Annotated in this window: 25 protein-coding genes; 18 read left to right on the top strand and 7 right to left on the bottom strand. The window is 39.8% G+C overall.

The annotated features are described in order from the left end of the window. Positions 1-330 (bottom strand): DUF2243 domain-containing protein (locus V7121_RS02005; RefSeq protein WP_335545505.1); only part of this gene is annotated, 330 nt, incomplete at its 3' end. A gap of 194 nt (positions 331-524) precedes the next feature. Between V7121_RS02005 and V7121_RS02000 the strand changes: the two genes are divergently transcribed. The 3 genes from V7121_RS02000 (at position 525) to deoD (ending at position 3,968) form a co-directional block, all read left to right on the top strand. After that, complete coding sequence (locus V7121_RS02000; RefSeq protein ID WP_335497502.1) at positions 525-698, top strand: hypothetical protein; 174 nt, start codon at positions 525-527, stop codon at positions 696-698. Between the two features lie 258 nt (positions 699-956). Next, positions 957-3,140, top strand: coding sequence for a malate synthase G (locus tag V7121_RS01995; RefSeq protein ID WP_335545503.1), 2,184 nt, complete (start codon positions 957-959; stop codon positions 3,138-3,140). Between the two features lie 108 nt (positions 3,141-3,248). Beyond that, positions 3,249-3,968, top strand: coding sequence for a purine-nucleoside phosphorylase (deoD, locus tag V7121_RS01990; RefSeq protein WP_335498627.1), 720 nt, complete (start codon positions 3,249-3,251; stop codon positions 3,966-3,968). Between the two features lie 186 nt (positions 3,969-4,154). Here the strand turns inward: deoD and V7121_RS01985 are convergent, their stop codons facing one another. Further along, entirely contained in the window at positions 4,155-5,744 is a 1,590-nt protein-coding gene (locus tag V7121_RS01985) for an acetolactate synthase large subunit (protein WP_335545502.1), read from the bottom strand. Positions 5,745-6,165: 421 nt separating this feature from the next. Between V7121_RS01985 and V7121_RS01980 the strand changes: the two genes are divergently transcribed. Further along, entirely contained in the window at positions 6,166-6,429 is a 264-nt protein-coding gene (locus V7121_RS01980) for an aldo/keto reductase (protein ID WP_335545500.1), read from the top strand. A 373-nt stretch (positions 6,430-6,802) separates the two neighbouring features. Further along, complete coding sequence (locus tag V7121_RS01975; protein WP_335545498.1) at positions 6,803-7,375, top strand: DUF2062 domain-containing protein; 573 nt, start codon at positions 6,803-6,805, stop codon at positions 7,373-7,375. Here the strand turns inward: V7121_RS01975 and V7121_RS01970 are convergent. Together V7121_RS01970 and V7121_RS01965 are read right to left on the bottom strand one after the other, a co-directional pair. After that, a complete protein-coding gene (locus tag V7121_RS01970) occupies positions 7,372-8,208 on the bottom strand; it encodes an SDR family oxidoreductase (RefSeq protein ID WP_335545495.1) in 837 nt (278 codons plus the stop codon). The two genes, V7121_RS01975 and V7121_RS01970, sit on opposite strands and share 4 nt — an antisense overlap. Positions 8,209-8,325: 117 nt before the next feature. After that, positions 8,326-8,520, bottom strand: a complete 195-nt coding sequence (locus tag V7121_RS01965; protein WP_335498639.1) for an alpha/beta-type small acid-soluble spore protein — start codon at positions 8,518-8,520, stop codon at positions 8,326-8,328. Between the two features lie 377 nt (positions 8,521-8,897). On the opposite strand from V7121_RS01965, the gene V7121_RS01960 reads away from it, so the two are divergent. The 4 genes from V7121_RS01960 to V7121_RS01945 all read left to right on the top strand — a co-directional run bounded on the left by V7121_RS01960 (position 8,898) and on the right by V7121_RS01945 (position 13,175). Continuing rightward, entirely contained in the window at positions 8,898-10,037 is a 1,140-nt protein-coding gene (locus V7121_RS01960; RefSeq protein ID WP_335498643.1) for an NAD(P)/FAD-dependent oxidoreductase, read from the top strand. Positions 10,038-10,339: 302 nt separating this feature from the next. Next, the gene (locus V7121_RS01955; protein WP_335498645.1) at positions 10,340-11,422 is read left to right on the top strand and encodes an inorganic phosphate transporter; all 1,083 of its coding nucleotides are present in this window, start codon (positions 10,340-10,342) and stop codon (positions 11,420-11,422) included. A gap of 279 nt (positions 11,423-11,701) precedes the next feature. Beyond that, positions 11,702-12,382, top strand: coding sequence for a spore protease YyaC (gene yyaC, locus V7121_RS01950; RefSeq protein WP_335545494.1), 681 nt, complete (start codon positions 11,702-11,704; stop codon positions 12,380-12,382). Positions 12,383-12,494: 112 nt separating this feature from the next. Continuing rightward, entirely contained in the window at positions 12,495-13,175 is a 681-nt protein-coding gene (locus V7121_RS01945) for a GntR family transcriptional regulator (protein WP_335498649.1), read from the top strand. 50 nt (positions 13,176-13,225) lie between these two features. Here V7121_RS01945 and V7121_RS01940 read toward each other — a convergent pair whose 3' ends face one another. Beyond that, the gene (locus V7121_RS01940; protein ID WP_335498652.1) at positions 13,226-14,023 is read right to left on the bottom strand and encodes an aspartate dehydrogenase; all 798 of its coding nucleotides are present in this window, start codon (positions 14,021-14,023) and stop codon (positions 13,226-13,228) included. 655 nt (positions 14,024-14,678) lie between these two features. Between V7121_RS01940 and V7121_RS01935 the strand changes: the two genes are divergently transcribed. Beyond that, complete coding sequence (locus tag V7121_RS01935; protein ID WP_335501717.1) at positions 14,679-16,121, top strand: hypothetical protein; 1,443 nt, start codon at positions 14,679-14,681, stop codon at positions 16,119-16,121. Positions 16,122-16,317: 196 nt separating this feature from the next. Continuing rightward, positions 16,318-17,013 carry an NAD(P)-binding domain-containing protein gene (locus tag V7121_RS01930; RefSeq protein ID WP_335501716.1) on the top strand — a complete coding sequence of 232 codons (696 nt, stop codon included), beginning with the start codon at positions 16,318-16,320 and terminating at the stop codon, positions 17,011-17,013. A gap of 49 nt (positions 17,014-17,062) precedes the next feature. Here V7121_RS01930 and V7121_RS01925 read toward each other — a convergent pair whose 3' ends face one another. Continuing rightward, the gene (locus V7121_RS01925) at positions 17,063-18,448 is read right to left on the bottom strand and encodes a hypothetical protein (protein ID WP_335501714.1); all 1,386 of its coding nucleotides are present in this window, start codon (positions 18,446-18,448) and stop codon (positions 17,063-17,065) included. A 391-nt stretch (positions 18,449-18,839) separates the two neighbouring features. Then, positions 18,840-19,175: a hypothetical protein gene (locus V7121_RS01920; RefSeq protein ID WP_335501712.1), complete on the bottom strand. Its 336-nt coding sequence runs from the start codon at positions 19,173-19,175 to the stop codon at positions 18,840-18,842. Between the two features lie 336 nt (positions 19,176-19,511). On the opposite strand from V7121_RS01920, the gene V7121_RS01915 reads away from it, so the two are divergent. The 7 genes from V7121_RS01915 to V7121_RS01885 all read left to right on the top strand — a co-directional run bounded on the left by V7121_RS01915 (position 19,512) and on the right by V7121_RS01885 (position 24,998). After that, complete coding sequence (locus V7121_RS01915) at positions 19,512-19,841, top strand: 2Fe-2S iron-sulfur cluster-binding protein (protein ID WP_335501710.1); 330 nt, start codon at positions 19,512-19,514, stop codon at positions 19,839-19,841. Between the two features lie 61 nt (positions 19,842-19,902). Next, positions 19,903-20,673, top strand: coding sequence for a creatininase family protein (locus tag V7121_RS01910; RefSeq protein ID WP_335501709.1), 771 nt, complete (start codon positions 19,903-19,905; stop codon positions 20,671-20,673). Between the two features lie 239 nt (positions 20,674-20,912). After that, positions 20,913-21,644, top strand: coding sequence for a TenA family transcriptional regulator (locus V7121_RS01905; protein ID WP_335501725.1), 732 nt, complete (start codon positions 20,913-20,915; stop codon positions 21,642-21,644). Positions 21,645-21,779: 135 nt separating this feature from the next. Further along, positions 21,780-23,243 (top strand): aldehyde dehydrogenase family protein, encoded by a 1,464-nt coding sequence (locus V7121_RS01900; protein WP_335501708.1) that lies wholly within the window; start codon positions 21,780-21,782, stop codon positions 23,241-23,243. Positions 23,244-23,277: 34 nt separating this feature from the next. After that, on the top strand, positions 23,278-23,757 hold the full coding sequence (locus V7121_RS01895) for a GlcG/HbpS family heme-binding protein (RefSeq protein WP_335501707.1): 480 nt from the start codon (positions 23,278-23,280) through the stop codon (positions 23,755-23,757). Positions 23,758-23,841: 84 nt separating this feature from the next. Next, on the top strand, positions 23,842-24,471 hold the full coding sequence (locus tag V7121_RS01890; RefSeq protein ID WP_335501705.1) for a chromate transporter: 630 nt from the start codon (positions 23,842-23,844) through the stop codon (positions 24,469-24,471). Continuing rightward, positions 24,468-24,998, top strand: a complete 531-nt coding sequence (locus V7121_RS01885; protein WP_335501703.1) for a chromate transporter — start codon at positions 24,468-24,470, stop codon at positions 24,996-24,998. The genes V7121_RS01890 and V7121_RS01885 overlap by 4 nt, the downstream gene beginning before the upstream one ends. Positions 24,999-25,000: the final 2 nt, after the last annotated feature.

Genomic DNA, 25,000 nt, shown 5'->3' with positions numbered 1-25,000 from the left:
ATGTTGGATGGTTCCATCGTATAATTGGAACCCGCCGGCCCCTAGTAACACGCCCCCTAACCACCTTTTCGGCAGCCATCCTTTACGGCGGCGCAGGTCGGCAAGCATGAATAAGGACCCAACCGTAGCAAACCAGCTAAACGCATGGAAAAATCCATCCGATACTAATCCGATTTCCGTCGTAGACTTATCGTAGAAATGATGCCAATGCAGTAATTGATGAAAAACAGTTTCATCAATAAAAGCGACCAGTCCAATGCCAAACAGAAGGCCGGACCAGAAATTGTTAGGGTCATTCGTTTTTGCAGTCATGTTATTTTTCTTCGCCATTTCCTTCTCCTTTTGATAACAAATTCTCCTGCATCCCAATCTACCCTAAAAGAAGAAACAATAAACAAGGGTGTCTGGTTATTAAAGCTGTTTTTTGAGTTGATGGCTTACATTTGTTGACGATTTTTAATTTCTTTACAAATGGTCAAGACTGATAAGCAGAGGGCTATTAAGATCAGGAAGGAGACATATTTATGAATAAACCCTTTGAGTACACAGAAATTTTCTATAACGAAGTCATTTATTTTTTAGAAACGAAATGGAAGCGGAGCCTAAGTGACCATGAGAAGCACGTACTTATTGAAGGCTATCGATTTGGCAGGATGGTTGAGGCGGAAAATGAAATCAAAATCCTATCGGCTAATTAATTATTCTAAGGAATTCTTCCTTATGGCAGCGGTTGCTGCCTTTATGCATATTTTAATCAAGCTAAAAATAAACTTTGCAAAACTGCAAGGTTTTTTCTCGTTTTATGTATTGTATAATAAAGGAAGCGCTTCATATTTTAATATGAAGGTCTTAAGTAAGGGAAGGTGGGGGGAGAGTTTGGTTAGCAAAGAGTACCGAAAATGAGTAAGATTTGTATGGGAGTAGGAGTTAAAGCTACATAAGGGGGAAATGGAATCATGTCTAACTATGTGAAAGTCGGAAATCTTCAAGTTGCGGATGTCCTTTATCATTTTATTAACGAGGATGCTTTACCTGGAACGGGCTTAGATCGTGAGCAGTTCTGGACTGATTTTGAGTCACTCTTTGATGATTTGACACCGATAAATAATCGTCTATTAGCAAAAAGGGATGAAATTCAGCATCAAATCAATACTTGGCACCGGGAAAATAAATCGTTCCACTTCGAACATTACAAATCATTTTTGAAAGAGATTGGTTATTTAGAACAGGAAGTTGCTGATTTTCAGATTTCAACAGAAAATGTTGATGAAGAAGTGGCTGTCAAAGCAGGTCCGCAGCTCGTCGTTCCTGTTGATAATGCCCGTTATGCCTTAAATGCAGCGAATGCCCGTTGGGGAAGTCTATATGATGCCCTATATGGAACGGATGCAATTAGTGAAGACGGCGGGGCCCAGCGAGAAAGGGTTTATAATCCCGTTCGCGGGGAGAAAGTCATTGCCTTTGCAAGGGAATTTCTAGATCAAGCGGCACCACTTGACCATTTTTCGCATAAGGAAGCGGTTAAATATTCGGTTGAAAATGGAAGATTAGCAGTTTTACTCACTAGCGGCGAAAGCGTAGGGTTAAAAGAGGAGTCGAAACTTGCTGGGTATCAAGGAAATCCTGAAAATCCTGCTGCCATCTTGTTAAAAAATAATGGTTCTTACTTTGAAATTCAATTCGACCGGAGCCATCCAATCGGCAAAACAGATTTGGCTGGTGTGAAAGATATTTTGATAGAGTCGGCCTTAACCACGATCATGGACTGTGAGGATTCGGTTGCCGCCGTCGATGCTGAGGATAAGGTTCTTGTGTACTCTAATTGGCTCGGGTTGATGAAAGGTGACTTGACGGCAGCTTTTACAAAAAATAATCAGACGATTACACGCTCACTTCAGCCTGACCGTCAGTATACTTCTCCTTCAGGGGAGGTACTTACCTTAAAAGGGCGCTCTCTCATGTTTGTCCGTATTGTCGGTCATTTAATGAAGAGCCATGCTATTCTTGACAAGGATGGGAACGAGGTCCCAGAAGGGTTAATGGATACAGTCCTTACAAGTTTAATTGCTAAGCATACACTTTTGGCAAACGGCAGTTATCAAAACTCTTCTAAAGGTTCGATTTATATCGTTAAGCCAAAAATGCATGGATCGAAAGAAGCCGCCTTTGCTAACGAAACGTTTAATCGGGTGGAAGATATGCTTGGGCTTGAGCGGAATACGCTAAAAATTGGTGTCATGGACGAAGAACGCCGCACATCATTAAACTTGAAAAATTGTATTCATGAAGTGAAGGATCGGATTGTTTTCATCAATACAGGTTTCCTCGATCGGACGGGTGATGAGATCCATACATCGATGGAAATTGGTGCGGTCGTTCGTAAAAATGATATGAAATTTTCAACCTGGCTGCAAAGCTATGAAAAATCCAATGTGTTTGTCGGTCTTGGCGCAGGTCTAAAAGGCCGCGCTCAAATTGGCAAAGGAATGTGGGCAATGCCGGATCTAATGGCTGAAATGCTAAAACAAAAAATCGGCCATCTTCAAGCAGGCGGGACGACAGCATGGGTTCCTTCACCAACGGCAGCAACCTTGCATGCGCTGCATTATCACCAACTGGATGTTTCCAAGGTGCAAGATGAGTTAGCAAAGAATATCATAGATCTTCGAGATCAGATATTAACCATTCCAGCCGCAGAAAATACCAATTGGTCAGCAGAGGAAATTCAGCAGGAGCTTGATAACAATGCCCAGGGAATTCTAGGCTATGTCGTGCGCTGGGTCGAAATGGGTGTTGGCTGCTCGAAAGTACCGGATATTAATCATGTTGGCTTGATGGAAGACCGTGCAACATTAAGGATTTCGAGTCAGCATATCGCCAACTGGCTTCACCATGGGATTTGTACGAAGGAACAGGTACTTGAAACCTTACAGCGGATGGCACGGGTGGTCGATCAACAAAATGCTGGTGATTTGGCCTATCGCCCAATGGCGGTTGATTTTGATCAATCGGTTGCTTTTCAAGCAGCGTGTGATCTTGTATTTAAAGGTTACGACCAACCAAACGGCTACACTGAGCCAATTCTGCATCGCCGCAGGATTGAAGCGAAAGCCAAATGGGGCGTTCGGAACCACCAATAAGAGCACAGGCAACTACATGTTATGGATGTAGTTGCTTTTTATTTGAATGAAAAAACTATTCTTTAGAGAAAATACCTTTGTTATATACCAAAATTAGGAGTGAGTAGCATGAGTAACACGAATCAGAAAGAAACACCACATATTAAACCCAACGGAGTAGAAATTGCCGAAACCATCCTGTTACCTGGCGACCCATTACGAGCCCAATTTATTGCAGAAACCTATTTAGAGGACCCAGTCCAATTTAATTCCGTTCGTAATATGCTCGGTTTTACTGGAACTTATCAAGGAAAGAAAATATCAGTGATGGGCACAGGGATGGGAATGCCTAGTATGAGTCTGTATTCATGGGAACTGATTCATGTGTTTGGTGTGAAGAATTTGATTCGAATTGGTACATGCGGTGCCATCCAAGACCAAATGAATTTGTATGACATTGTTTTAGCGATGGGAGCCTCGACTGATTCACGCTATGTTCATCAATATAACCTTCCTGGAGAGTTTTCCAATATAGCATCGTTTTCATTGTTGGAAAGAGCGAAGAAAGGTGCGGATGCAAAAGGTCTTCCAGTTCATGTTGGAAATGTCCTGACAAGCGATATTTTTTACAATGCTGACCCATCGGCAATCGAAAAGTGGCGCAAAATGGGGATTCTATGTGTGGAAATGGAAACAGCTGGTCTTTATATGAATGCTGCCTACGCCGGCGTGAATGCCTTAACCATTTTGACCGTCAGTGACCATATTACTAGAAATGAACAAACCACACCAGAGGAAAGACAAACCGCATTTACGAATATGATGGAAGTAGCCCTGGGATTGGCTTAATGAAGAGAGCACTTTATTAACACAAGGACTTAAAAAGACGGTGAGAAGGTAAATGAGTGGTTGAAAGCCACAAATCAGGATCAACTAACTCTAAAGTTATATCTCTGATAGAAGGTAGAGATACTGGATAACTAAAAGGGTGGCCAAAGCGATTTTGCAAAGGCCACCCTTTGGTGGATTCTTGGGTCAATTCTGCATGGCAACCTCTATTAAGGTGATTTTCTCTTTTGAATGCAATGCATCTTTTAGGATGTTTTCAAATTCATCCAAGGTACTCACTAGTGTACCGTTAATTCCAAAGCTTTTTGCTAATAGGGTGAAATCCGGATTCTGGAAGGTGACTCCGTAATTTTCTCCAAATTTTTTGTTCATCTGCTGAACCTCAAGCTTTAACATCGAGTCATTTAAAACAACAATGATGAAGGAAAGTCCGAGCCGCTGGGCCGTCTCAATCTCCGCAAAATTCATCAAAGCCCCACCATCTCCGGTTATGCAAATTACAGGGTCATCTGGACAAGCCAGCTTCGCCCCAATCGCTCCTGGAATGGCGATTCCCATTGAAGCGAGCCCGTTTGATATGATTAACCGGTTTGGGCCTTTCGGCTGATAGGTTTTCGCAATGGAAACCTTATGGGAACCGACATCCGATATTACAATCATGTTCTCTGAAATGTGAGTTTCAATACAATGAAGGATATTCTCCAGCGACACGGAATCGGTCATAGGCTGTTTCTCGTGTATCTGATAGGCTGTTTTGATTTGCTCCTTGAGTCCGCCTGTCGGAATCCAGGTCTTCAAGGGAAGGTCGGATTGATTTAGGAGCTGCAAGGTCTGCTTAATGTTCCCGACCAGTTCCACCTCAACAGGATAATATTCGTGGACTTCTGCAGGTAAGGTATCGATATGTAACACAGGAAGCTTTTTTTGATTCCAATCCTTGGGCAATTGTTCAACAAAGTCAAAGCCGATGACAACTAACAAATCAGCCTCGTTCAAACCAGGTAATACTGCATCCTTTTCTTTAAAACCAAAAGTATAGAAATTAAGTGGGTGTTCTTTAGGAAGCACACCTTTTGTCATAAAACTATGTGTAACAGGGGACTGAAGGTTCTCGATAAAGGTCAAAAGTTCAGAGGCTGCCTCTTGCCTAATGACCCCGTTTCCAACAAGAATAAATGGTTTTAGATGGTTGTTAATCAGTTTCTTTGCAGTTTGGATCGCCTCGTTAACTGGAACACTATCAGGCAAAGGTGTAACTGGTAAGGGCTTATCTGGAATCATTTGGGTTGAAAAATTTTCTGGTAAGGTAATTGCGACAGAACCGGGTTTCTCCATTTTTGCAACTCTGAATGCTTTTCGGATTATTGATGGAACGGTTTGCGATTGCTTGATTTGTGTGCTCCATTTTGTTACGGGTTCGAACATTCTAACGAGATCGATATATTGGTGGGATTCCTGCTGGTGACGTTCCACACCGGCCTGGCCGATAAGGGCTACTACTGGTGAATGGTCGAGCTTGGCACTTGCGACTCCTGTTAATAAATTCGTGGCCCCAGGACCAAGTGTTGATAAACATACGCCGACTTTCTTAGACAATCGGCCATACACATCGGCCATAAAAGCCGCACCTTGCTCATGTCTGACATTAATGTATTGAATCTGGGTTGATTTTGAAAGGGAATCAGCAAGATCAAGTACCTCGGTGCCGACAATTCCAAACACATATTCCACGCCTTCATTTTCTAAACAATCGACAAGAACATCCGTTACCTTCATCAAATTCTCCTCATCTTTTTAGTTTTCTTGATTACAGTTAGCCGTTTTTTCATGTCATCCCGGGCATTATAGGCCTCGTATGGTTCCCGTTGAATCGAATTTTCACAGCAAACGGGCATCATAGACCCCGTATGGTTTCCGTTGAATGGAATTTTCATAGCAAACGGGCATCATAGACCCTGTATAGTTCCAGTCGAATGGATTTTTCATAGCAAACGGGCATCATAGACCCTGTATAGTTCCCGTCGAATTGAATTTTCACAGCAAACGGGCATCATATACCCTGTATGGTTCCCGTCGAATTGAACCTCCCGCCAAAACGGGCATCAACCGTATCCTTATATTCTTACCTAAAATAAATGCATTTACTTTGTTTTCTCATCCTAACGTTGTTATCATAAAATTAGAAAAATAAGGGGAGATGTCGGAGTTATTTCCTTACGTTACGGAAAAGCAGATTTCGTTTGTACCATTTTACCCGCTAGCTTCCGGTTTATTAACGGGTAAGTATACTTCCCTAGCTGAAGTGAGTGAAAAGAATCGGAAAAGACCACAATTTCAAGAGAGCGCGTTCGAACAAAACTTAGAAAAAATAGCGCAGGTTCGCCGTATTGCAACTGCAAAGGATGCGGAAGTGGCTCAAGTTATTTTGGCCTGGTATTTGTCCCGTCCGTGCATGATGTGATCATTCCAGGAGCAAAACGTGACGATCAAGTGCTCCATAATTTAAAAACCTTAACTTGTTCAATTATCATCAGAAGAAATCCAAGAAATCGATCGGATTTTTCAGTAAAATAAAGCCGTGAAAGGGATATTTTTTATCACCTTTTCACGGCTTATTTTTATTAAGTAAGGAATAATAAGAATCATTCATTATTTTTTAAGCAGTTAAAGCGAGACAGGAGGAAAATTTATCCTTGGTAATTTGTGAATTCGCTTACATTTCACAAATTTGACCTTAATTATTCTATTTTTAGTGTTATGATATTGGTAACGGTAATATTGAACTAAAAACCCAAGGTGAGTCTGAAAATCTGTGATAAAAAGGAAGTAGTCCTATGAACATTAAACCTAAAAAATATAATTTTATTCAACGAATGGGACGAGCATTTAAGTTGAATTTTATTAAACTGTTACGTTCTCCTGGTGGAGCCAAGAAAGTTTCTTTGGGATTTGCACTTGGTTTTGGCCTGGAAATGGTTGTTCTTTCAACGGCTTCCCTTATTTATATTGTATTTTTTCCAATGGTTCGAATCGCCAGAGGGTCGTTGCCGGCCGCAATCATCGGCAATGTTATTGGAAAACTTTCCTTTTTGCCTGTTTTACTACTGCCTTTTGCAAAAAAAGTCGGTAAACTGATTTATCCAATTAACGGGACAATCGGACATAGAGCACCTTTTTCCATTGAGCAAATCATGCAAGCAGACTTCAGTGGAGTGGTCAGCCTTCTTCATGGGGGAGTTCATGTGTTAATCGGAATGACGATTTTTGGGATTGTCCTCGGTGTGGTATCTTACTTTCTGGTTCATTATTTTTATGAAAAAGAAAAAACGAAAAGACTCGCTAGAATTCGTGATAAACAAGCCCTTCGTAAAAATAACCTAGTGATAATTGATGCGACAAATAATTAACGTTTGAGCTTCTTTAAAATAATTGATTCTAAAAGCTTCCACGGTAGGATACTTTTTAAGGCAAGCATATTTTTTACACCGGTCCCGATTGGATATCTAAGGTCGGGTGATTTTGGTTGCGAGGCAATTTGTGCTGCCAAATTGGCCACTTCAATAGGTTGGCCATGACTGGCTTTTCCACCTTCTATTTCATGTAACAAACTCTCCATATAGGATTTGTAGGGAGACTCAGGATCTACTTCTAACCCATCTACACTTGACCAAATATTGGTTTGATAGGAGCCAGGCTCTATTAAGGATACATCAATCCCAAAGGGTTTAAGCTCCAGCCGCAAGCTTTCGCTATAACCCTCAAGAGCGTGCTTAGATGCGACATAAGCAGATAACCCAGGAAATGCAAATCTGCCGCTGATACTGCTTATATTAATAATCCGTCCTTTTTTCCTTGTACGCATCAATGGAAGGACAGCATTCGTTACGGCAATCAAGCCGAAAAAGTTGGTCTCAAATTGTAGTCGATAATCATCGATGGAAAGCTCTTCACTAAAACCTCCAAGTGCAAATCCCGCATTATTTACTAACACATCTACAGCGGAGTAATCCGTCAATTTACCACGAAAAAGATGAATGGATTCACTAGACGTTACATCGAGTGGTTGAACATGGATGAAATCCTCGACTTTGTTTTCTGCCGCGAGCTCTAATAATGCTTTTGATTTATTTATATCTCTCATCGTAGCGATAACCGTGAAGCCCTTTAAGGCCAATTCAATGGCGGTTAACATCCCGAAGCCGCTCGAAGACCCTGTTACAATTGCGATTTTGTTATTCATGCTATTCTCCTTTCTGCCTTTTCTTCTATTTAAACTTAAATCAGTGAAGTTTGTATACCCAAAATGGAAAAAGACTGCCCCAATATACATGGGACAGCCTCTTTCTAAAATCATCAGTTATTGATTTTGATGATTTTGAAGGGTTTGTTCAGCATAAGCTACAAGTCGTTTGGTCATCTCGCCGCCGACTGAACCGTTTGCTCGTGCGGTCGTATCAGCACCAAGTTGAACTCCAAACTCGTTGGCAATTTCTTGTTTCATTTGATCTAAAGCATTGTCTGCTCCAGGAACCAATAGTTTGTTTCTAGCCATGATACATCACTCCCGACGAAGTTTTTGAGCAATTAATTGCTCGTATATAATTTAACCGGATTTGCTCCATTTCATTATCAATGGATTCTGTTTCAGTTATTGAGGCCTTCCATAGGATAGGGACACAATGGTGTGGGAATATTAGACATATATTTAAAAAACAATTTTATAAAAAGTGAGTGGTAGGTATGATAGAATTTCCCAAAAATCTATATTGTGAAAAATGCGGCAAGGAGACAGAGCAGATCGTCCACGAAGATGCATTAGAAATAGAGTACACTTGTACGGAATGTAAGAATAAACAAGAAATCATCAAGTCATTTTTTTAATAATAATGTTAAATTTTACTTAATATAGCAAGCGGAAAAAGGTGTAACATGCAGAGTATCATCGTAATTGGAGCAGGAATTCTTGGTGCGTCAACAGCTTATCATCTTGCACTAGAAGGTGCGGAGGTGACATTAGTTGATAGGATGGATCAGGGACAAGCAACGGATGCAGCGGCGGGGATCGTTTGTCCCTGGCTTTCACAGCGGCGAAACAAAGCCTGGTATCAGTTGGCCAAGGGCGGTGCTCGTTACTATCCAGAATTAATTGCGCACTTAGAAACAGATGGTGAGAACGAGACAGGCTATCGGAAGGTTGGTGCCATTAGTCTGCATATGGACAAGAATAAACTTGAACAAATGGCGGAACGCGCTCTGAGGCGACGGGAAGATGCTCCAGAAATTGGAGAAGTGACTATTTTATCGCCAGTTGAAACCAAACAGTTATTCCCGCCTTTATCAGAAGAATTTGGCTCTGTTCATGTGAGTGGAGGTGCACGTATCAATGGACGTGCAATCCGTGAATTATTAATCCGTGCCTCCATCAAAAAAGGCATTACTTATTTGAACGGGAATGCGTCCCTTGTTATCGAGAGGAATAAAGCAATTGGGATTAAACTTGAAGAAAAAATACTTTTTGCCGATCAGGTCATTGTTACAGCTGGGGCATGGGCTAATGAGCTGTTACAGCCTCTAAGTGTTCATTTTCTAGTTAAACCCCAAAAGGCACAAATCATCCATTTGCAATTACCAGAAACGAATACAAGCCAATGGCCGGTGGTGATACCACCACTAAATCATTACATCCTGACCTTTAGCAATGGAAGAGTTGTTGTAGGCTCAACGCATGAAAATGAGGCAGGTTTTGATACAAGCGTCACAGCGAGTGGAATAAATGAGATCCTAAGCAAGGCATTGGAAGTTGCACCAGGTTTGGCTGCAAGCACCTATCTTGAAACTAGAGTTGGTTTTCGGCCCTTCACCCCAGGATTTTTGCCTGTATTCGGGGCTTTACCTGGTTACCAAGGAATCTATTTAGCCAATGGATTAGGGGCATCAGGTTTAACAAGTGGACCCTATCTTGGAAAGGAACTGGCCAAACTGGTCTTAGGCAAACCAACAGAAATAGACCCAACCAGTTATGATGTGACTGGTGCACTTCAAACACAAAGCAATAGTCCGACGATATAGCTGCCAACGGTTCCTAGAGCTTTGTATATGTAAGCTCATCTAAGACGTTTTTGCTATCATCATTTTTAATGAAACATCGAAAAAAGAGTTTTTGGACTCTTTTTTTTTATGCCCATAAATGGATAACCAAATATTTTTTTAGAAAATTCTAAGACATCTGAAATAAGTGATTGATTAATAAGAGCAATGATTGTATAATAAACAAAATACTATATTCCTACCTGAATAGTATGAATTGAATTAGGCATTTTTGATGCTAGTTTACCAGATTATTAGTTAGGTTACGTAAGGGGAGATTCAATATGGTTTGGACATCTATTGCTTTTATCATTGCTTTCTTCTTCGCGATGAATATTGGAGCAAGTGGGACAGCAGCATCGATGGGGTCGGCCTATGGTGCGGATGCAATAAAGAGTAAACGCCTGGCCATGTTTCTGGTTGCAATTGCAGCCTTTCTAGGTGCTGTACTTGGTGGTGGAGAGGTTGTGAAAACGATAGGCGCAGGGATTATTCCTTCCAGTCTCCTTAGTATTAAATTAGTTGTCCTTATCCTTGCAGGTGCTACTTTGACTTTATTTATCGCGAATATGTTGGGGATTCCCTTATCGACAAGTGAAGTTACCGTTGGGTCCATTGTCGGAGCAGGGATTGCTTTTAAAAGTTTATACATAGATAATCTTTTAGTGATTGTTTCGTTTTGGGTGCTCGTTCCGATTGTCTCTTTTCTAATTACGTTTACGCTTGGTAAATTGATTGCCATTGCAGAAAGACGATGGGTTGGTTTGACAAGGAATGGAAAATGGAGAAAATGGTTGGCGATTTTACTTGTCGTTGGCGGCTGTTTAGAGGCTTTTTCGGCAGGGATGAATAATGTGGCTAATGCGGTTGGGCCGTTGGTAGGCGCAGGGATGATTTCGACGACGAAAGGAATCTGGTTCGGCGGATTATTTGTCTCAATAGGAGCTATATTACTAGGAAACAAAGTGCTTGAAACGAATGGCAAGAAGATTACCCGCTTGTCGTTACTAGAAGGAAGTGCTGTTTCCTTTACAGGAGGAACGCTTGTAATTATAGCATCATTATTTGGACTCCCCATTCCGCTTACTCAAGTAACAACCTGCGGTATTTTGGGAGTAGGTGCTGCACAAAAGGGCTTTGGGATTTGGCAAAAATCAGTGATTCAACGAATCTTAAAAGTTTGGTTAATTTCACCTTTAGCTTCACTGGTTATTTCTTATATCCTTATCAATCTATTAATAGAAACTAATATCTACAATATCATCATCATCTTAAGTACATTGATTGCAACGGTGGGAGCGTTAAGTCTATCAGCGACCATTCGCAAGGAGAACAGTACCATTCATGATGAGGGCGGCGGAATATAATTGATTAAAGTTTGGGTAAAACTCTGTTGAAAACCAATTTCAGCGGAGTTTTTATTTTAATTGACAGGTAGATTCGTTGGATGGAAAGTAAATATAGATAAATAGTACATAGTGCCTGTCACCAAGACGTTACCGGTGTTAGGTGCTAGTTGTTACGAAAATGTGAACTTTCCCGCTTCTTTTTGTGATTTTTTCGTGCTTGGTAATGGAAGGTTTTATAAGCGGTATCATAAAATATAAGTAAACGTATATGAATTCCTCGAAAGAAGTGTAGCTATCATGACAGTTGATAAATGGACAGAAACGGTGAACTACAACTTGAGAAGAGGGTTGATGCTGATGTGGCCTTTTGACAGCAAGAGAAAAACGATTGAACATTCAGGAAGGTCATGTTTTTATTCCGTAGAAAAGACCGCAGATGGAAATGAATATCATGAATTTGTTAATAAACTTAAAGGCGTTCTAAACAATACCTCTAGAGAAGTCGTTTTTTTATGTGTTGGTTCAGATCGTTCAACAGGAGACTCACTTGGACCAATCGTAGGGACGAAGCTACAAGAAAATGGAATTCCCTTTCCCGTGTATGGAACCTTAGAAAAACCTGTTCATGCCTTAAATCTTAAGCGGGTATTAAAGGAAATTCATCAAACCCATCAAGATCCATTTATTTTAGGAATTGATGCGTGTTTGGGAGATGAACCACAAATTGGATTCATTTTTCTAAAAGAAGGTTCGTTAATACCAGGTATAGCTGTAAATAAAAAGCTGCCAAGTGTGGGTGAATATCATATGAAAGCAGTGGTAAATTACCTGGACGCATTATATCCTGCCCAATCGCTAAATAACACGAGATTATTTACGGTCATGATGCTGGCGGAGGTTATGACAAAGATGATTACAGAGGCGGTCGGAGGAGAACCGGCATCTCGCAAAACACCACAGGAGTTCAACCAAAGGTAATAAATGATTACGTGAGATCCTCCCCGATGGAAAATTGAACCATAGTATTTGTAGTTTACAAATGGTGTGAGTTATAATTGGTACAATGTATACCTAGAAAGAAGGAGAAACTGTGGGAAATAATTGGGCAGAGGAAGATTTATTATCTTTACGCGAAAGGGTATTTATTCACATTAAAGATCTAATCTTAGAAGGTGAATTTAAGACTGGAGATCGTTTAGTGGAACGGGAACTGGCTGAGCGATTAAAAATTAGCAGAACTCCTATCCGTGAAGCATTATTTCGATTAGAATCACAGGGATTTGTCAAAACCGTTCCAAGAAAAGGTGTTATTGTTGCGGATATTTCTGAGAAGGAAATTATTGAAGTCTTTACGATTTTATCATCACTTGAGGTTTTAGCGGCGAAATTAGCGGCACAAAAGCTAGATGATGAAACGAAGCTTAAATTCATCGAGTACAGCAAGAAAGTGGAGAAGTGCTTAAAAAATAAGAATGATCAAGATTTTTCTAACTTACATGGTGAATTGAATCATCTATTGTATAGCTCGGCAAAAAATGCCAAGCTTTATGAAATCTTAAGCGGCTTATCTGATTATATACGGGCATTCGCGAAAACAGGGTATAAAAATCCGGGCCGTCCTGTCCAGTCAATGGAAGAGCATTTACGTATTATGGAGGCCATTTGTAATCAGGAAATTGAAATGGCCGAGTATTTAACGAAAATTCATATTGAAAATTCACGTAAAGCCTATATTGAGGCAGTCAATCAGGGAAAAGAGAAGAGGAAATAAATAGAGAAACTCCATCACTAAGTGGGGTTTCTCTTTTTGCATCGATTGTATTAAACACCAATTACAACGGAACTGGTCAGGTTTTTCAACACTTTAGCTACACTCATGGAGACAATCGGACTAGATTTAGGATTTTCCATAAACGGATTGTTTTGAATGGTTGTTTCCATTTGTCCAAAATAGCCCTTGGCAACAATGGTATGGGTATTCATTTCAATTGTCGGGTCTACATAAACCTGAACCTTTGTTTGATCAAAGCCAATGCCAGCGAGGCTTAACGCGGCGGATACATTGACATTTTGAGGGAATAATTTTGCCGCATTTCTAGCATTTCCTTCATAAATACAAACCGGGTCGATGATGGTTTCCAAATTGACTTTTTTCTCAGCAATCGTACCATACCAGCTTTTTGGCGGTTTCCTCGTAATCAGTGTTATTTCCTCAATTTCACCCATTACCCCTGCGGCAATTCGATCCAATCCAGCAATGGCAGCCGACGGAATTATCATTTGTTGATTGTATTTGGCAGCGGTTGCCTGTAGGGCTTCGTAAAAGATTCTATCTGCTAAAGCACCGACCGAAAGAATGACTAAATCACTTCCAGAAGAAAGAGCACTTTCACCATATAGTTGAAGGGCATGATGTCCAGCTGCTTCAATAATAATATCCATATTTTCGTTAAAAAACTCCTCTGGATTAGTAGTCACCTTACATTGCACGTGTGAATTCTCAACTGGGGTTCTAACCAAAATAGCTTGGAGGACAACATCACCAGCTTGTCCTGATTCTATTAATTTACTAATACTTTTTCCTAACGTCCCATATCCAATGATCCCCGCTTTAAGCATATGAAATCTCCTTGTAAATAAAATTTATTAAACTATGTAACTAATAATTATTAGAATTAATATATAAGCAATAATGATTTTTGTATACCATAAACCATTTTTATACATTTTAGCTGATTAGAACTGCTAAAGCAAGAATTTTTAGCGTGAATAAATATAAACTTCTAAATTTTCAAAATAGTTTGCAATGAATAAAGAATAATGGTATATTATTTTCAACCTTAAAGAAAACAAGGTGTATATAGTGAAAAGGAAGGGGCTGATCAAGGGTTTCCTGAAATTTCAATCTACATAAAACGAAGTAAAGAGCCACTAAAGTCAGGTTTTTCTTGGTATGTAGATGGAGCATAGGAACTAGGAGTATGTTAAGAGTAAAGTTATTTCTATTTAGTGTGTAACTGTAAGTTGAAAGTCCGCTGTAATAACTTCATATGACCTTGTGGTATACAATCTACAATATGCAAAATAATTCCTTTATTGAATGTACTAGTTAATCTTTTTAGGTGATAAGAAAAGAAAATCAGAAGTAGAGGATCTACATCATGAAAATAAACCATTTATATTAGTTATTCCTCTCCTACGGTCTTTTCCTATTTTTAAGGAAATCTCTTGCTACAAATCGTTTTAAAATTTTTTAAAACATCGGAGGAGAAATATGGAATTAACAGCAGCTCATTGGGTTTATCTTGTTGTCACTGTAGCCGTTATTATTATTATGCTTTTTAGAAAAGGTGTTGTGTTACCTCTAATTGTTGGAACCTTTTTAGTAGCAGCAGTGTATAAAGGAAGTTTTATTGCAGGTTTTCAAGCTGTCTTTAATGCAAACCTCGTGGCCGCTAAGGAGCTTTTTAGTATTTTCCTAATCATTTCAATCATGATTGGTCTCCTCAATTCCTTAAAGGATCTTGGTGCAGATACGAGAATGGTCGTGCCAATCAAAAAAATCATGGTAAACGGACACGTTTCTTATCTAGTATTAATGGTCACGACATATGTCATTTCACTCTTCTTCTGGCCAACTCCAGCTGTTCCATTAATTTGTGCATTATTAGTACCCGCAGCAGTTAGTGCAGGTTTGCCAGTCATGACTTCTGCGATGGTTATTGTTATTGCCGGTCAAGGTATGGCCCTTTCATCCGATTATATTATGCAGGTTGCCCCAATGCTTAGCGCAAAAGCTGCAGGAATTGATAAAAATTTGGTTTCAGACAAGGCCTTCATTCTATCACTCATTACGGGTATAAGTTCACTTGCGATTGTTTATGTGACTCATCGGAAAGCGATTACAAAACGATCTGTAAGTACGATTAATAATGAAGAAAAAACATTCTTTCAAGTATCAGAGGAGCTTGCTGCTACCGTAGAAGAGACTGCGGATGTTGTCAAGGTAAAAGAAAAATGGGGGAAAATATTTGCTGTTATTGTCCCTTTAGCTATGCTTGCTGTTATGATTTTTATGTTCCAGACCAAAATTGGTGGGGGAGCTGGATTTGAGGGTGGAGACGGCGCCGCTTTTATTGGTGGAGTTGCAACGATTCTCTTAGTTTTGGCAACAATTGCTTTTAACCGAATTCATGCACTTGATAAAATCAGTGAACACATTACCGAAGGTTTTGTATTTGCCTTTAGAGCGATGGCGCCTGTTATTCCAATTGCTGGTTACTTCTTTATGGGAAGTGGAGACTTTTCTGGCTCGATCCTCTCATTAAGTGAAGATGCAGCCCAGCCGGGATTCCTTTTTGATTTGATTCAAGCAGGACAAAATTATATCCCACACAGCCCGTTTATTGCTGCATTTAGTATTTTGATTGTGGGTATTATTACCGGATTAGACGGTTCCGGGTTTGCAGGACTACCTTTAACCGGTGCTTTGTCAGGAGCCATTGGACCTGGAAGTCACATCGATCCTTCCGTTCTTGCAGCGATTGGACAGATGGGTGCAGTTTGGAGCGGTGGAGGTACGTTGATTGCCTGGTCATCTCTTGTGGCCGTGGCTGGATTCCTCCAAGTATCACCGTTAGAACTGGCGAGAAAGAACTTCTTTCCAGTTGTGACCGGACTCGCCCTAGCCACCATTTTGGCAGTAATTATTTGGTAAACTAACAGATTTTCATTGTATTTTAGCTATATTATTAGACTATAGACAGATTAGGGGTCGCTAATAAATAGATGGGCTATTCCAAAAGTCAGCAGCAAACTGATTTTTGGGATAGCCTTGTTATTTGTGGGTGGAAAAAATGGTTACCCAGACATGGATTGTAAACATAGGATGAAATAAAGAGAGGAGATGGAAGATGAAGTACCAAAAGATTGGTTTAGTAGGGATCGGTAAATTAGGAACAGCGATGCTGACGCATTGGGATAAAGAAATGATTGCACTAGGTGTGTATCATCCAGTGGTAACGAAAGCAAAACTCTTTCTACAATCCTATCAATATGGCTATCTCTTAACAGAAGATGAATTAAAACAGGTTGATGTCTTAATTTTAGCATTGCCAGCCACGGAGGTGATTCCATTTATCACTAACTTGAACCTGTCTACTGATAGTGCCGAAAACTCGGTGATAATTAATATGGCAACGAACTTACCTACTAGTGACATTAAAGTCCGGTTTCCAGACTTACAGATCCATGGGGTAAAGTACATGGGTCATTCAAGGGATTTATTGGAACATGGAAATGGATTATTTATTAGCGAGTCCGTCTTACCTGAAAACATTGGCAAGCTTTTTGAAAAATTAGGTGTCGTCATGAACGATAGTGAAGATTGTTTAACCGAGGTAAACAAATTAGCCACAAATTTAGCATTGAGAACAGCCATCAATATCGAGACCGAATTTTCGAAGCGAGGACTATCACCAGCCTATTTGAAAAGAGCCTTAACATCATTAGCGCCTGAAGTGATTCGATCCTATAGCGAGGGGAGTCTTGGCCACTTTGCCAAGGAAATCGTTAAGGAAATTCAAGAGGAGAACTCGACTAAGAAATAAAGGAATTTCTATAAAAAAGGTGTCAATCCAAATGATTGACACCTTTTGTTTATGACACAAACAATTGTAATAGAAATAAGTACAGCATCACACAACCGATATAAATACATGCAAAGGAAAGGTTCCAGTTTGATACTTTATAGGAGCTTTCCTTGACGATGTTAGACATTAGCCCCAGGGTGGCATTATAAGGGCCGACTAGAAAAGAGGACACGGCACCTGCTAACATGGCCACTGTTAGGATATGAGGAGAAACCCCAATCACCGCTGGATTTAAGCCTTCTGTCATCAACGCTAACGAAACGGCGGGGTGCAGACCAAGAAACGCTAAAGCCAAAGGAATTAGGGGTAATAATATTAAGAAGATCTCTACACCAGCCAATTGAATAAATTTATTCACCCAAGCATCCAGCCATACATTGGTATGAGAAACATTGATGGTTGAGATAAAAAAACCTGCCGATAAAAAAATAAAAAATTGATCCTTCATACTAATAGCGAAACTTTGAAGATGATTGAATAGATGGGCTCCGAACACTTTGCCCTGTTTTAAAAGCAGCGACCAGGTAAATGAAAAGGGAATAACCAGTAAGGATACTAAAATGAGAAACGGATAAGGAAACTTGGTTTCCACTATAGAGATGGCAAGGTTAAACATGATGATAGCCAAAAGTATTTGAAAAACTCTGCGGGTTCGAGGTGACGGCCCAGTTGATTCCAGTGTAGCGGCGGTTTCGTGAACAGATAAATTCTTATTTTTATGAATCATGATATGTGCCTTCCGAGAGCCGATATACCAATCTACACCCATCCCCACGATGCTTAAGGGAATAACATAGGGAAGAATCGAAACCCAGCTTACATCGGTCATGGTAATCACAATCCCGACAATCGGTGTAACGGGTGCCCATAGTAACGGCATGGCAAATCCACGTGTGATCGCTCTGCTCATAAACCGTTCTTTATTTTCAACGGGAATCACATCTAAGGCGGGTCTAATCGAATAGTACGTCATAGGCAAGGTAGCCAAATTCATAAAAATACTAAAGAAATAGGAAATACCTGAAGTGATTATATACAAATGTCCTGAGGTTTTAACACGCTTTTGAATAATGCTTTGGATCCCTTCGCTATAACCGCCTAATTTTATTGGAATCCCTAAAATAGGAATTAGAGTAAACATCGTAAGCAGATCCAGCATCGAGCCGAAAGAGAGAATATACTGCTTCCAGGGTGCTCCACTTGTTGCTAATAAACCTACCCCCAGTAGTAAAAAGGTACCGCCTAAGATCCTTACAAATCGCTTAGCTTTAAATAAGGTGGTTAGAACAATTAAAAGACTTAAACAGGAAAGCGGAACACTAAGATGGAGTGCAGGAAAAAGCACAGAGAATAAATACAATAAAATAACGAGTAAAAACATATACCTCAGCATAGCAACCACCTATCTTTTTTAAATATTGTATACCAAATACTTATAAATGATTGGAAAAGTCACAAAAAAGCCATGAATCACAGATAATTTTGGTATTTGGTATACAAAAATCTTGTTTTATTGTTAATCCCATTATACAATTACAGTATCAAATAACTTAATTTATAGGGGGCTTATCAATGTTTAAGTTTCTATTTAATTCAAAAAGCGCTGTAGAAAGAGCTGAAAAAAAACTAGCTTCATTAAGAAAAACTCTTAAGTTTTAAGTATACTTACACAACCGCCACTACCAAGTGGCGGTTTTTTGTTGTACAGGAAGAATAAAATCCGGAGAGATACCGCTTCTCTCCGGATTTTATTTATATAGAAGAATTTTTAGAACGATGGAAGCTTAAACGGCCACCTCTGTTGATCTAACTAACTTGGAGTTAATTGAATCCTCACTATTTCCGGAAGCCTTGACAATCTCATTTAATTCCTCGCGAGCGGCCTCAATGGTATCAAACTTCTCGAAAAATTTCACAGCAATCTGGTTAACATATTCTTTTCCTTCATAATTCTCGAATAATTGAATTTTTATCGATTCATCCAGAACTTCAGCAATCGTGTACTTTGCCTTCAAGTTGTCAAAGAAATAGAAATGATAGGTTTCAATCGGCTTTAACCCCTCGTTTTCAAGAATTGTTTGGAAGGTATCTTTATTAGTTAGCACAATATATTTCCCCATGCAGAACACTCCTTTAGTAAATTAGTAGTTTATTAAAGAATTTCATTCAGGTAAGTATCGTTTATGGTGTCTCTAAGTACTGTTAGACGTCAATCGGTCTTTATTCACCTCCAAAGGAATATTGTATACCAAAACTCTTATGTGTATTTTATCTTAAGTGGCTAAATTGTTCAAGGATATATTCTAAATATTTAAATTATTATTATGATGTTAATAGAATAAGTGATTGTAGGAAAAAATTCGCTCCTTTTTAAATTCTAGTTTGCTTCTCTACGCAAAAGATTGTATACTTCAGAAAAGTATCAAAATTTAGAATAAACAGAAAGGAGTAAGATTATGCCAAAAGTGATTATTCATGTAGATGGAACAACCGTTGAACAAGAAGTGAAAGACAATGCAAACCTAGTAGTATTAGCAGGTACCCGCCAATTACCTAAATTAAAATATGGCTGCGGCATGGGACGCTGTACGAAATGTACATGTATCGTCGTAAACGGAGCTGACGGATTAGCCCCGCCAAATTGGAAGGAAGAAAAAATGCTTGGCGATAAGGTAAAAGAGGGCTATCGCTTAACATGCCAATTAACAATAAAAGAGGATATTGAAATTTCACAAGAAAATATTTCGATCCAGCCCCCGAAGAAACAATCGGCTGTTCAATCTTAAAAGGGGATTATTTTATTTATTCGGTATACAAAATACAAAAATTAACAGAAGGTGAGCAATCATGGATTGTTATGATTTAACTAGTATGACGTGGAAAGAAGTAGAAGCAGCATTACAGACGGTTCAATTTGCTATTATCCCGATTGGCGCCCATGAGCAGCATGGTCCCCATATGGTAGAAAGCTGTGATGCGGTTTTAGCAGAAAAGATGTCCAAGAAGTTGGCTCAGCGAATGTTTCCTTATGCATTAGTCACCCCAACCATTAATATGGGTGTTTCACAGCATCACTTAAATTTTCCTGGAACAATTTCTTTGCAGCCAACCACATTAATTGCTGTATTAAAAGATGTAGTTTCATCATTAAAGCATCATGGGATTAAGAAGTTTTTGTTTTTAAATTCACATGGTGGGAACCAGTCGACACTCAATGTGGCCTCATTGATGCTAACGAAAGAACTAGATGTGGAAATCTACTATGCAAAAACCACTGCTTCTGCAAAAAAGGCCATCAAGGAAAATGTTACCTCCACTTTATTCGGACATAGTTGTGAACGTGAAGTTTCAGAAGCGTTGTATTTAGCACCCGAACTTGTCCGCCTCGAAAAACTCGAAAAAGGGGATATTCAAGAAGAGGGAAGATGGAAGCAGCTCAGACCAGGGAAAGCAATCCAAGGATTTTATTATTATGAAGAAATGACGAACAATGGCTGTATTGGTGATGGCACAAAAGCATGCTGGGAAATCGGCCAGCAGATCGTTGAGGAAGCACTTGAAAATCTTTCAAATGAACTATTAACCCTGCTAGATTTAAAAGTAAATGTTCAGCAATAATCGAGCACTAGAAAAAAGAATGATAATCTTTTAAAAATTCTAAAAATTATATTTACAAATAAACAATATCTTGGTAGTATAAACGTAAGGTATACCAAATCGAAATTTCAACCAAATTTAAGAGTGTTGGAAAAGCAATTAATCCACAATCTTTTTATTTTTAAACTAATTTGGTATACAAAATATCAAATACCAATTTAGGATTGGGTACCTACATAAAATTAGAGGAGGAGTTTCAGTTGACAGAATTATTATCTAAAGATGAATTTCGCAGACAATTAGAGGAAGCAATTAAAGGTAACCACAGCCAGAAGGCTGCATTTACAGTAGCATGGGCTGAGGGCAAACTTGAAAGACAACATTTTGCTAGATGGGCTGAAAATCACTACCATTATGTAGGACCATTCGCTGATTACTTAGCGTATATTTACCACAATACTCCACAAGATCCAAAGTTTGCCGCTGCAAAAGATTTCACCCTTCAAAATATGTATGAAGAGGAAATTGCTGCAGACCGCCATACTGACTTGTTGATTCGATTTGCAGAAGCATGTGGTACAACTGCAGAAAGAATTATCGACCCAAACAACATGGCTCCAACCACTTTAGGTCTTCAAAGTTGGTGTTTCGCGGTAGCTGCTCGTGAGAATTTTGTCGTTGCAACTGCAGCTCTAGTTGTTGGTTTAGAATCACAAGTTCCTGATATTTACAGAAAGCAAACTCCTGCTTTACGTGAAAAATACGGGTTTACTGATGAAGAAATCGAATTCTTTGACCTTCACATCGTTTCAGATGAGATCCATGGTGAACGCGGATACAAAATTGTTCTTGACCATGCTGACACACCAGAATTACAACAACGCTGCCTAGAAGTTGTTCGTACTGGAGCAAAAATGCGTCGTATGTACATGGATGGTCTTTGGAAAGAGTATATTGAAAAAGATTTAGGCGCTTTAGTAGAAACTAAGTAAATAGATTAGCGGAAGCATTCGTTTACCGGCCGTCATATTAATCTTGTAATTTAAGGTTTAAGTGACGGCCATTTTTATAGGAAAATATTATTCTAATAATAGCTGGAACTCAATAAATGAAAAAAGGTGATAGAAGTGATTACCACAGAAGTAAAAACATTCAATAACTATATTAATGGAGAATGGCAAGAATCGGTCAGCAAGAAAACCTTCTATAGTGTAAACCCAGCTGATACCAGAGATCTTGTTGGAGAATTCCAGGCTTCCAACGAACAGGATGTACAAAGTGCCATTGAAGCAGCCAAGAATGCATTTCCTGGCTGGTCCCAAACTGCACCATCCAAACGTGCAGCAATCTTAAATCAAGCGGCCAGCATCCTTGAGCAAAATGTAAATGCTTTGGCTGAAGAATTAACCAGAGAAGAAGGCAAACATGTCGATGATGCCAAGAATGAAGTCATTCGTTCCGCGCAAACGCTCCGCTATTATGCGGTAGAAGGACAAAGTTTTACAGGTGAAACCTTTCCAAATGATGATGCCAATATGAAAGTTTCAACGGAAAGAGAACCACTGGGAGTGGTTAGTGTTATTACGCCTTGGAACTTTCCACTTTCGATCCCAGCCCGAAAAATTGCTCCCGCTATAATCACTGGGAATACGGTTGTTTTCAAACCTTCCTCCGATACTCCACTAATTGCTTTCCGTCTTGTGGAAGCGCTAGATCAGGCAGGAATTCCTAAAGGTGTAATTAACTTTGTAACGGGAAAGGCTTCGGATGTCGGCGACCTTTTGGTAACCCATCCAGCTGTTAGAGCCGTTACGTTTACTGGTTCAACTGCTGCTGGGGAAGACATTCATAGAAAAGCAAGCTTTACCACTCGTACACAAATGGAACTAGGCGGAAAAAATCCACTCATTGTTATGGATGATGCCGATCTTAATCTAGCAGCGAACTTAACGGTGAATGGGGGCTTTTCGTTAACAGGGCAGGCCTGCACAGGAACAAGCCGTGTGATTGTTATGAAAAGTGTAAAAGATGAGTTTGTTCAAAAGCTCATTGAAAAAACAAGTGCCTTAAAAGTGGGGAACGGCTTTGAAGCCGGTGTGAAAATTGGCCCGCTTGCCAATGAAAAACAATTGAAGAATGTTTTAAAGTATATCGAATATGGTAAAGAAGATGGCGCTGAATTGGTTTATGGCGGTGAAACGATCGTGACGGGAGCATTCGAAAATGGATACTATGTCCAGCCGGCTATTTTTACGAATGTAAAACCAGATTCACGAATTGCAAAAGAAGAAATTTTTGGCCCAGTGGTGGCTGTGATTGAAGTAGATACATATGAAGAAGCCATCAGGGTTGCGAATGATGTCGAGTATGGTTTATCTGCTTCAATTGTGACCAATAACCTGAAAATCGCCAACCAATTTACAAAGGATATCCAAGCAGGAACCGTCAAAGTAAACCGGACAACGACAGGGAACTTAATGAATGCCCCATTTGGCGGCTTGAAAAAATCAAGTACCTCTACTTTCCGTGAATCCGGTAGAGTGGGCTTAGAGTTCTTTACACAACTTAAAACAGTCTATATGGGCTATTAATCATATTTAATAAATAAAGGAGAGCCATTCACATATGAAATCAGTACTGAAAATTGAACTTGAAGAAGCAAAGTTGATGATTGAGGCCGCTAAGAAAAAATCAGAGGAGATAAATGTCTTTGAAACAATTGCTATTGTTGATGATGGTGGAAACCTAATAGCGCTAGAGCGCATGAACGGAGCACGCATTACAGGACCAGAAATCTCGATTGCTAAAGCTTACACGGCTGCTGGCCACAAACGCTCTACCCATTTATTTAACAAAGAGCCAAATGGACCGGCACTTCCAGGCAATGAAGCTTTTGGAATTCAGCAAATGCTTCCAGGAAAATTTGCGATTTTTGTTGGTGGATTCCCGATTGTTGTCAATGGTGAAGTGGTTGGTGGAATTGGCGTCAGCGGCGGTAACGGTGAGCAAGATACTGCTGTTGGTACTGCGGCACTGCAGGCATTGCAATCCTATCTGGAAAGCGATGGCCACGAAGTCATTACAGCAGCCGATATAAAAAAATAATCAAATCCGGGCCTCATTCGTGCATTAATTTAAAGCAGAATGGGGTCTATCTTCATCTCTCATTCTATTAAAAAGAGGCTAAAAATGTTATATTGGTATAAAAAGGGGGAGAATCAACTGAAAACATATCTTGAGTTAGCGATTGGATTTGCCCGCACCGGTGTGACAGGTTATGGGGGCGGACCCTCGACGATACCGCTGATTGAACATGAAGCAGTCAAAAAATATAAGTGGATGAACGAACAAGAATTTGTAGAAATCCTCGCCTTAGCCAATACCTTGCCAGGGCCGATTGCCACAAAAATGGCGGCATATATTGGATATAAGGTGAAGGGATATTCAGGGGCCACCGTGGCCATTCTTACCCACATTTTACCTTCGATTATTGCGATGATTGCCCTATTAGGTGTGCTTTATTCTTATAAAGAATCGCCGATTGTCAGCGGAATGGTTCAAGGTGTTACACCTGTGATTGGTTTTATGCTTTTGGAGATGGCATACCGTTTCTTCCAAAATGGCCGTAAAGGCTTGGGTTTTCCGATCATGCTTACCTTATCAATTGTTTCATTAGTCATTGTCCAGTTTCTTGGCGTTCATCCCGGAATCTTAATTGCAGTCTTTCTCATCGCTGCTTTTATCATTGCGGATCGAAAAGAAAAAGCGGCAAAGACAGCTGCTGAGCTGCTTCTTCATAGAAAGGAAAAAAGTTCATGATCTATGTGCATATTTTTTGGTCGTTTTTAATCGCTAATTTATTGGGATACGGCGGCGGACCTGCAACCATACCCTTAATACAAAATGAAGTGGTCAACCATTACCATTGGATGAGTGTATCGGAATTTGGGGATGTTTTAGCGATCGCCAATGCACTGCCTGGACCGATCGCCACCAAAATGGGGGGCTATATTGGTTATCAACTAGGAGGAGTTCTTGGAGCAATCCTCGCGCTGATCGCAACAATTCTACCTTCTGCTCTAGCAGTTATTTTATTATTTAAGTTTGTTAATCTATTTAAAGGGAATCCAAAGGTAGCACTTATGACAAAGTCCGTTCAGCCAATTATTTTTATCTTACTTGCTGTAATGGCCTATCAATTCTTTTTAACCGCCTATGAAAAAAGTGGCATTTTTCACTTAGTTCTTTTGGCTGTAGTCAGCTATTTTGCTCTAATTAGATTCAAAATGCACCCATCCTTATTAATTGTCGGTTGTTTGATCTATGGTGGAGTTTTTCTTTCGTAAGT

The sequence above is a fragment of the Neobacillus drentensis genome (assembly GCF_036962125.1).
Taxonomy (GTDB): Bacteria; Bacillota; Bacilli; order Bacillales; family Cytobacillaceae; genus Neobacillus; species Neobacillus drentensis_B.
This window is presented reverse-complemented; position numbering and strand designations above follow the sequence as displayed.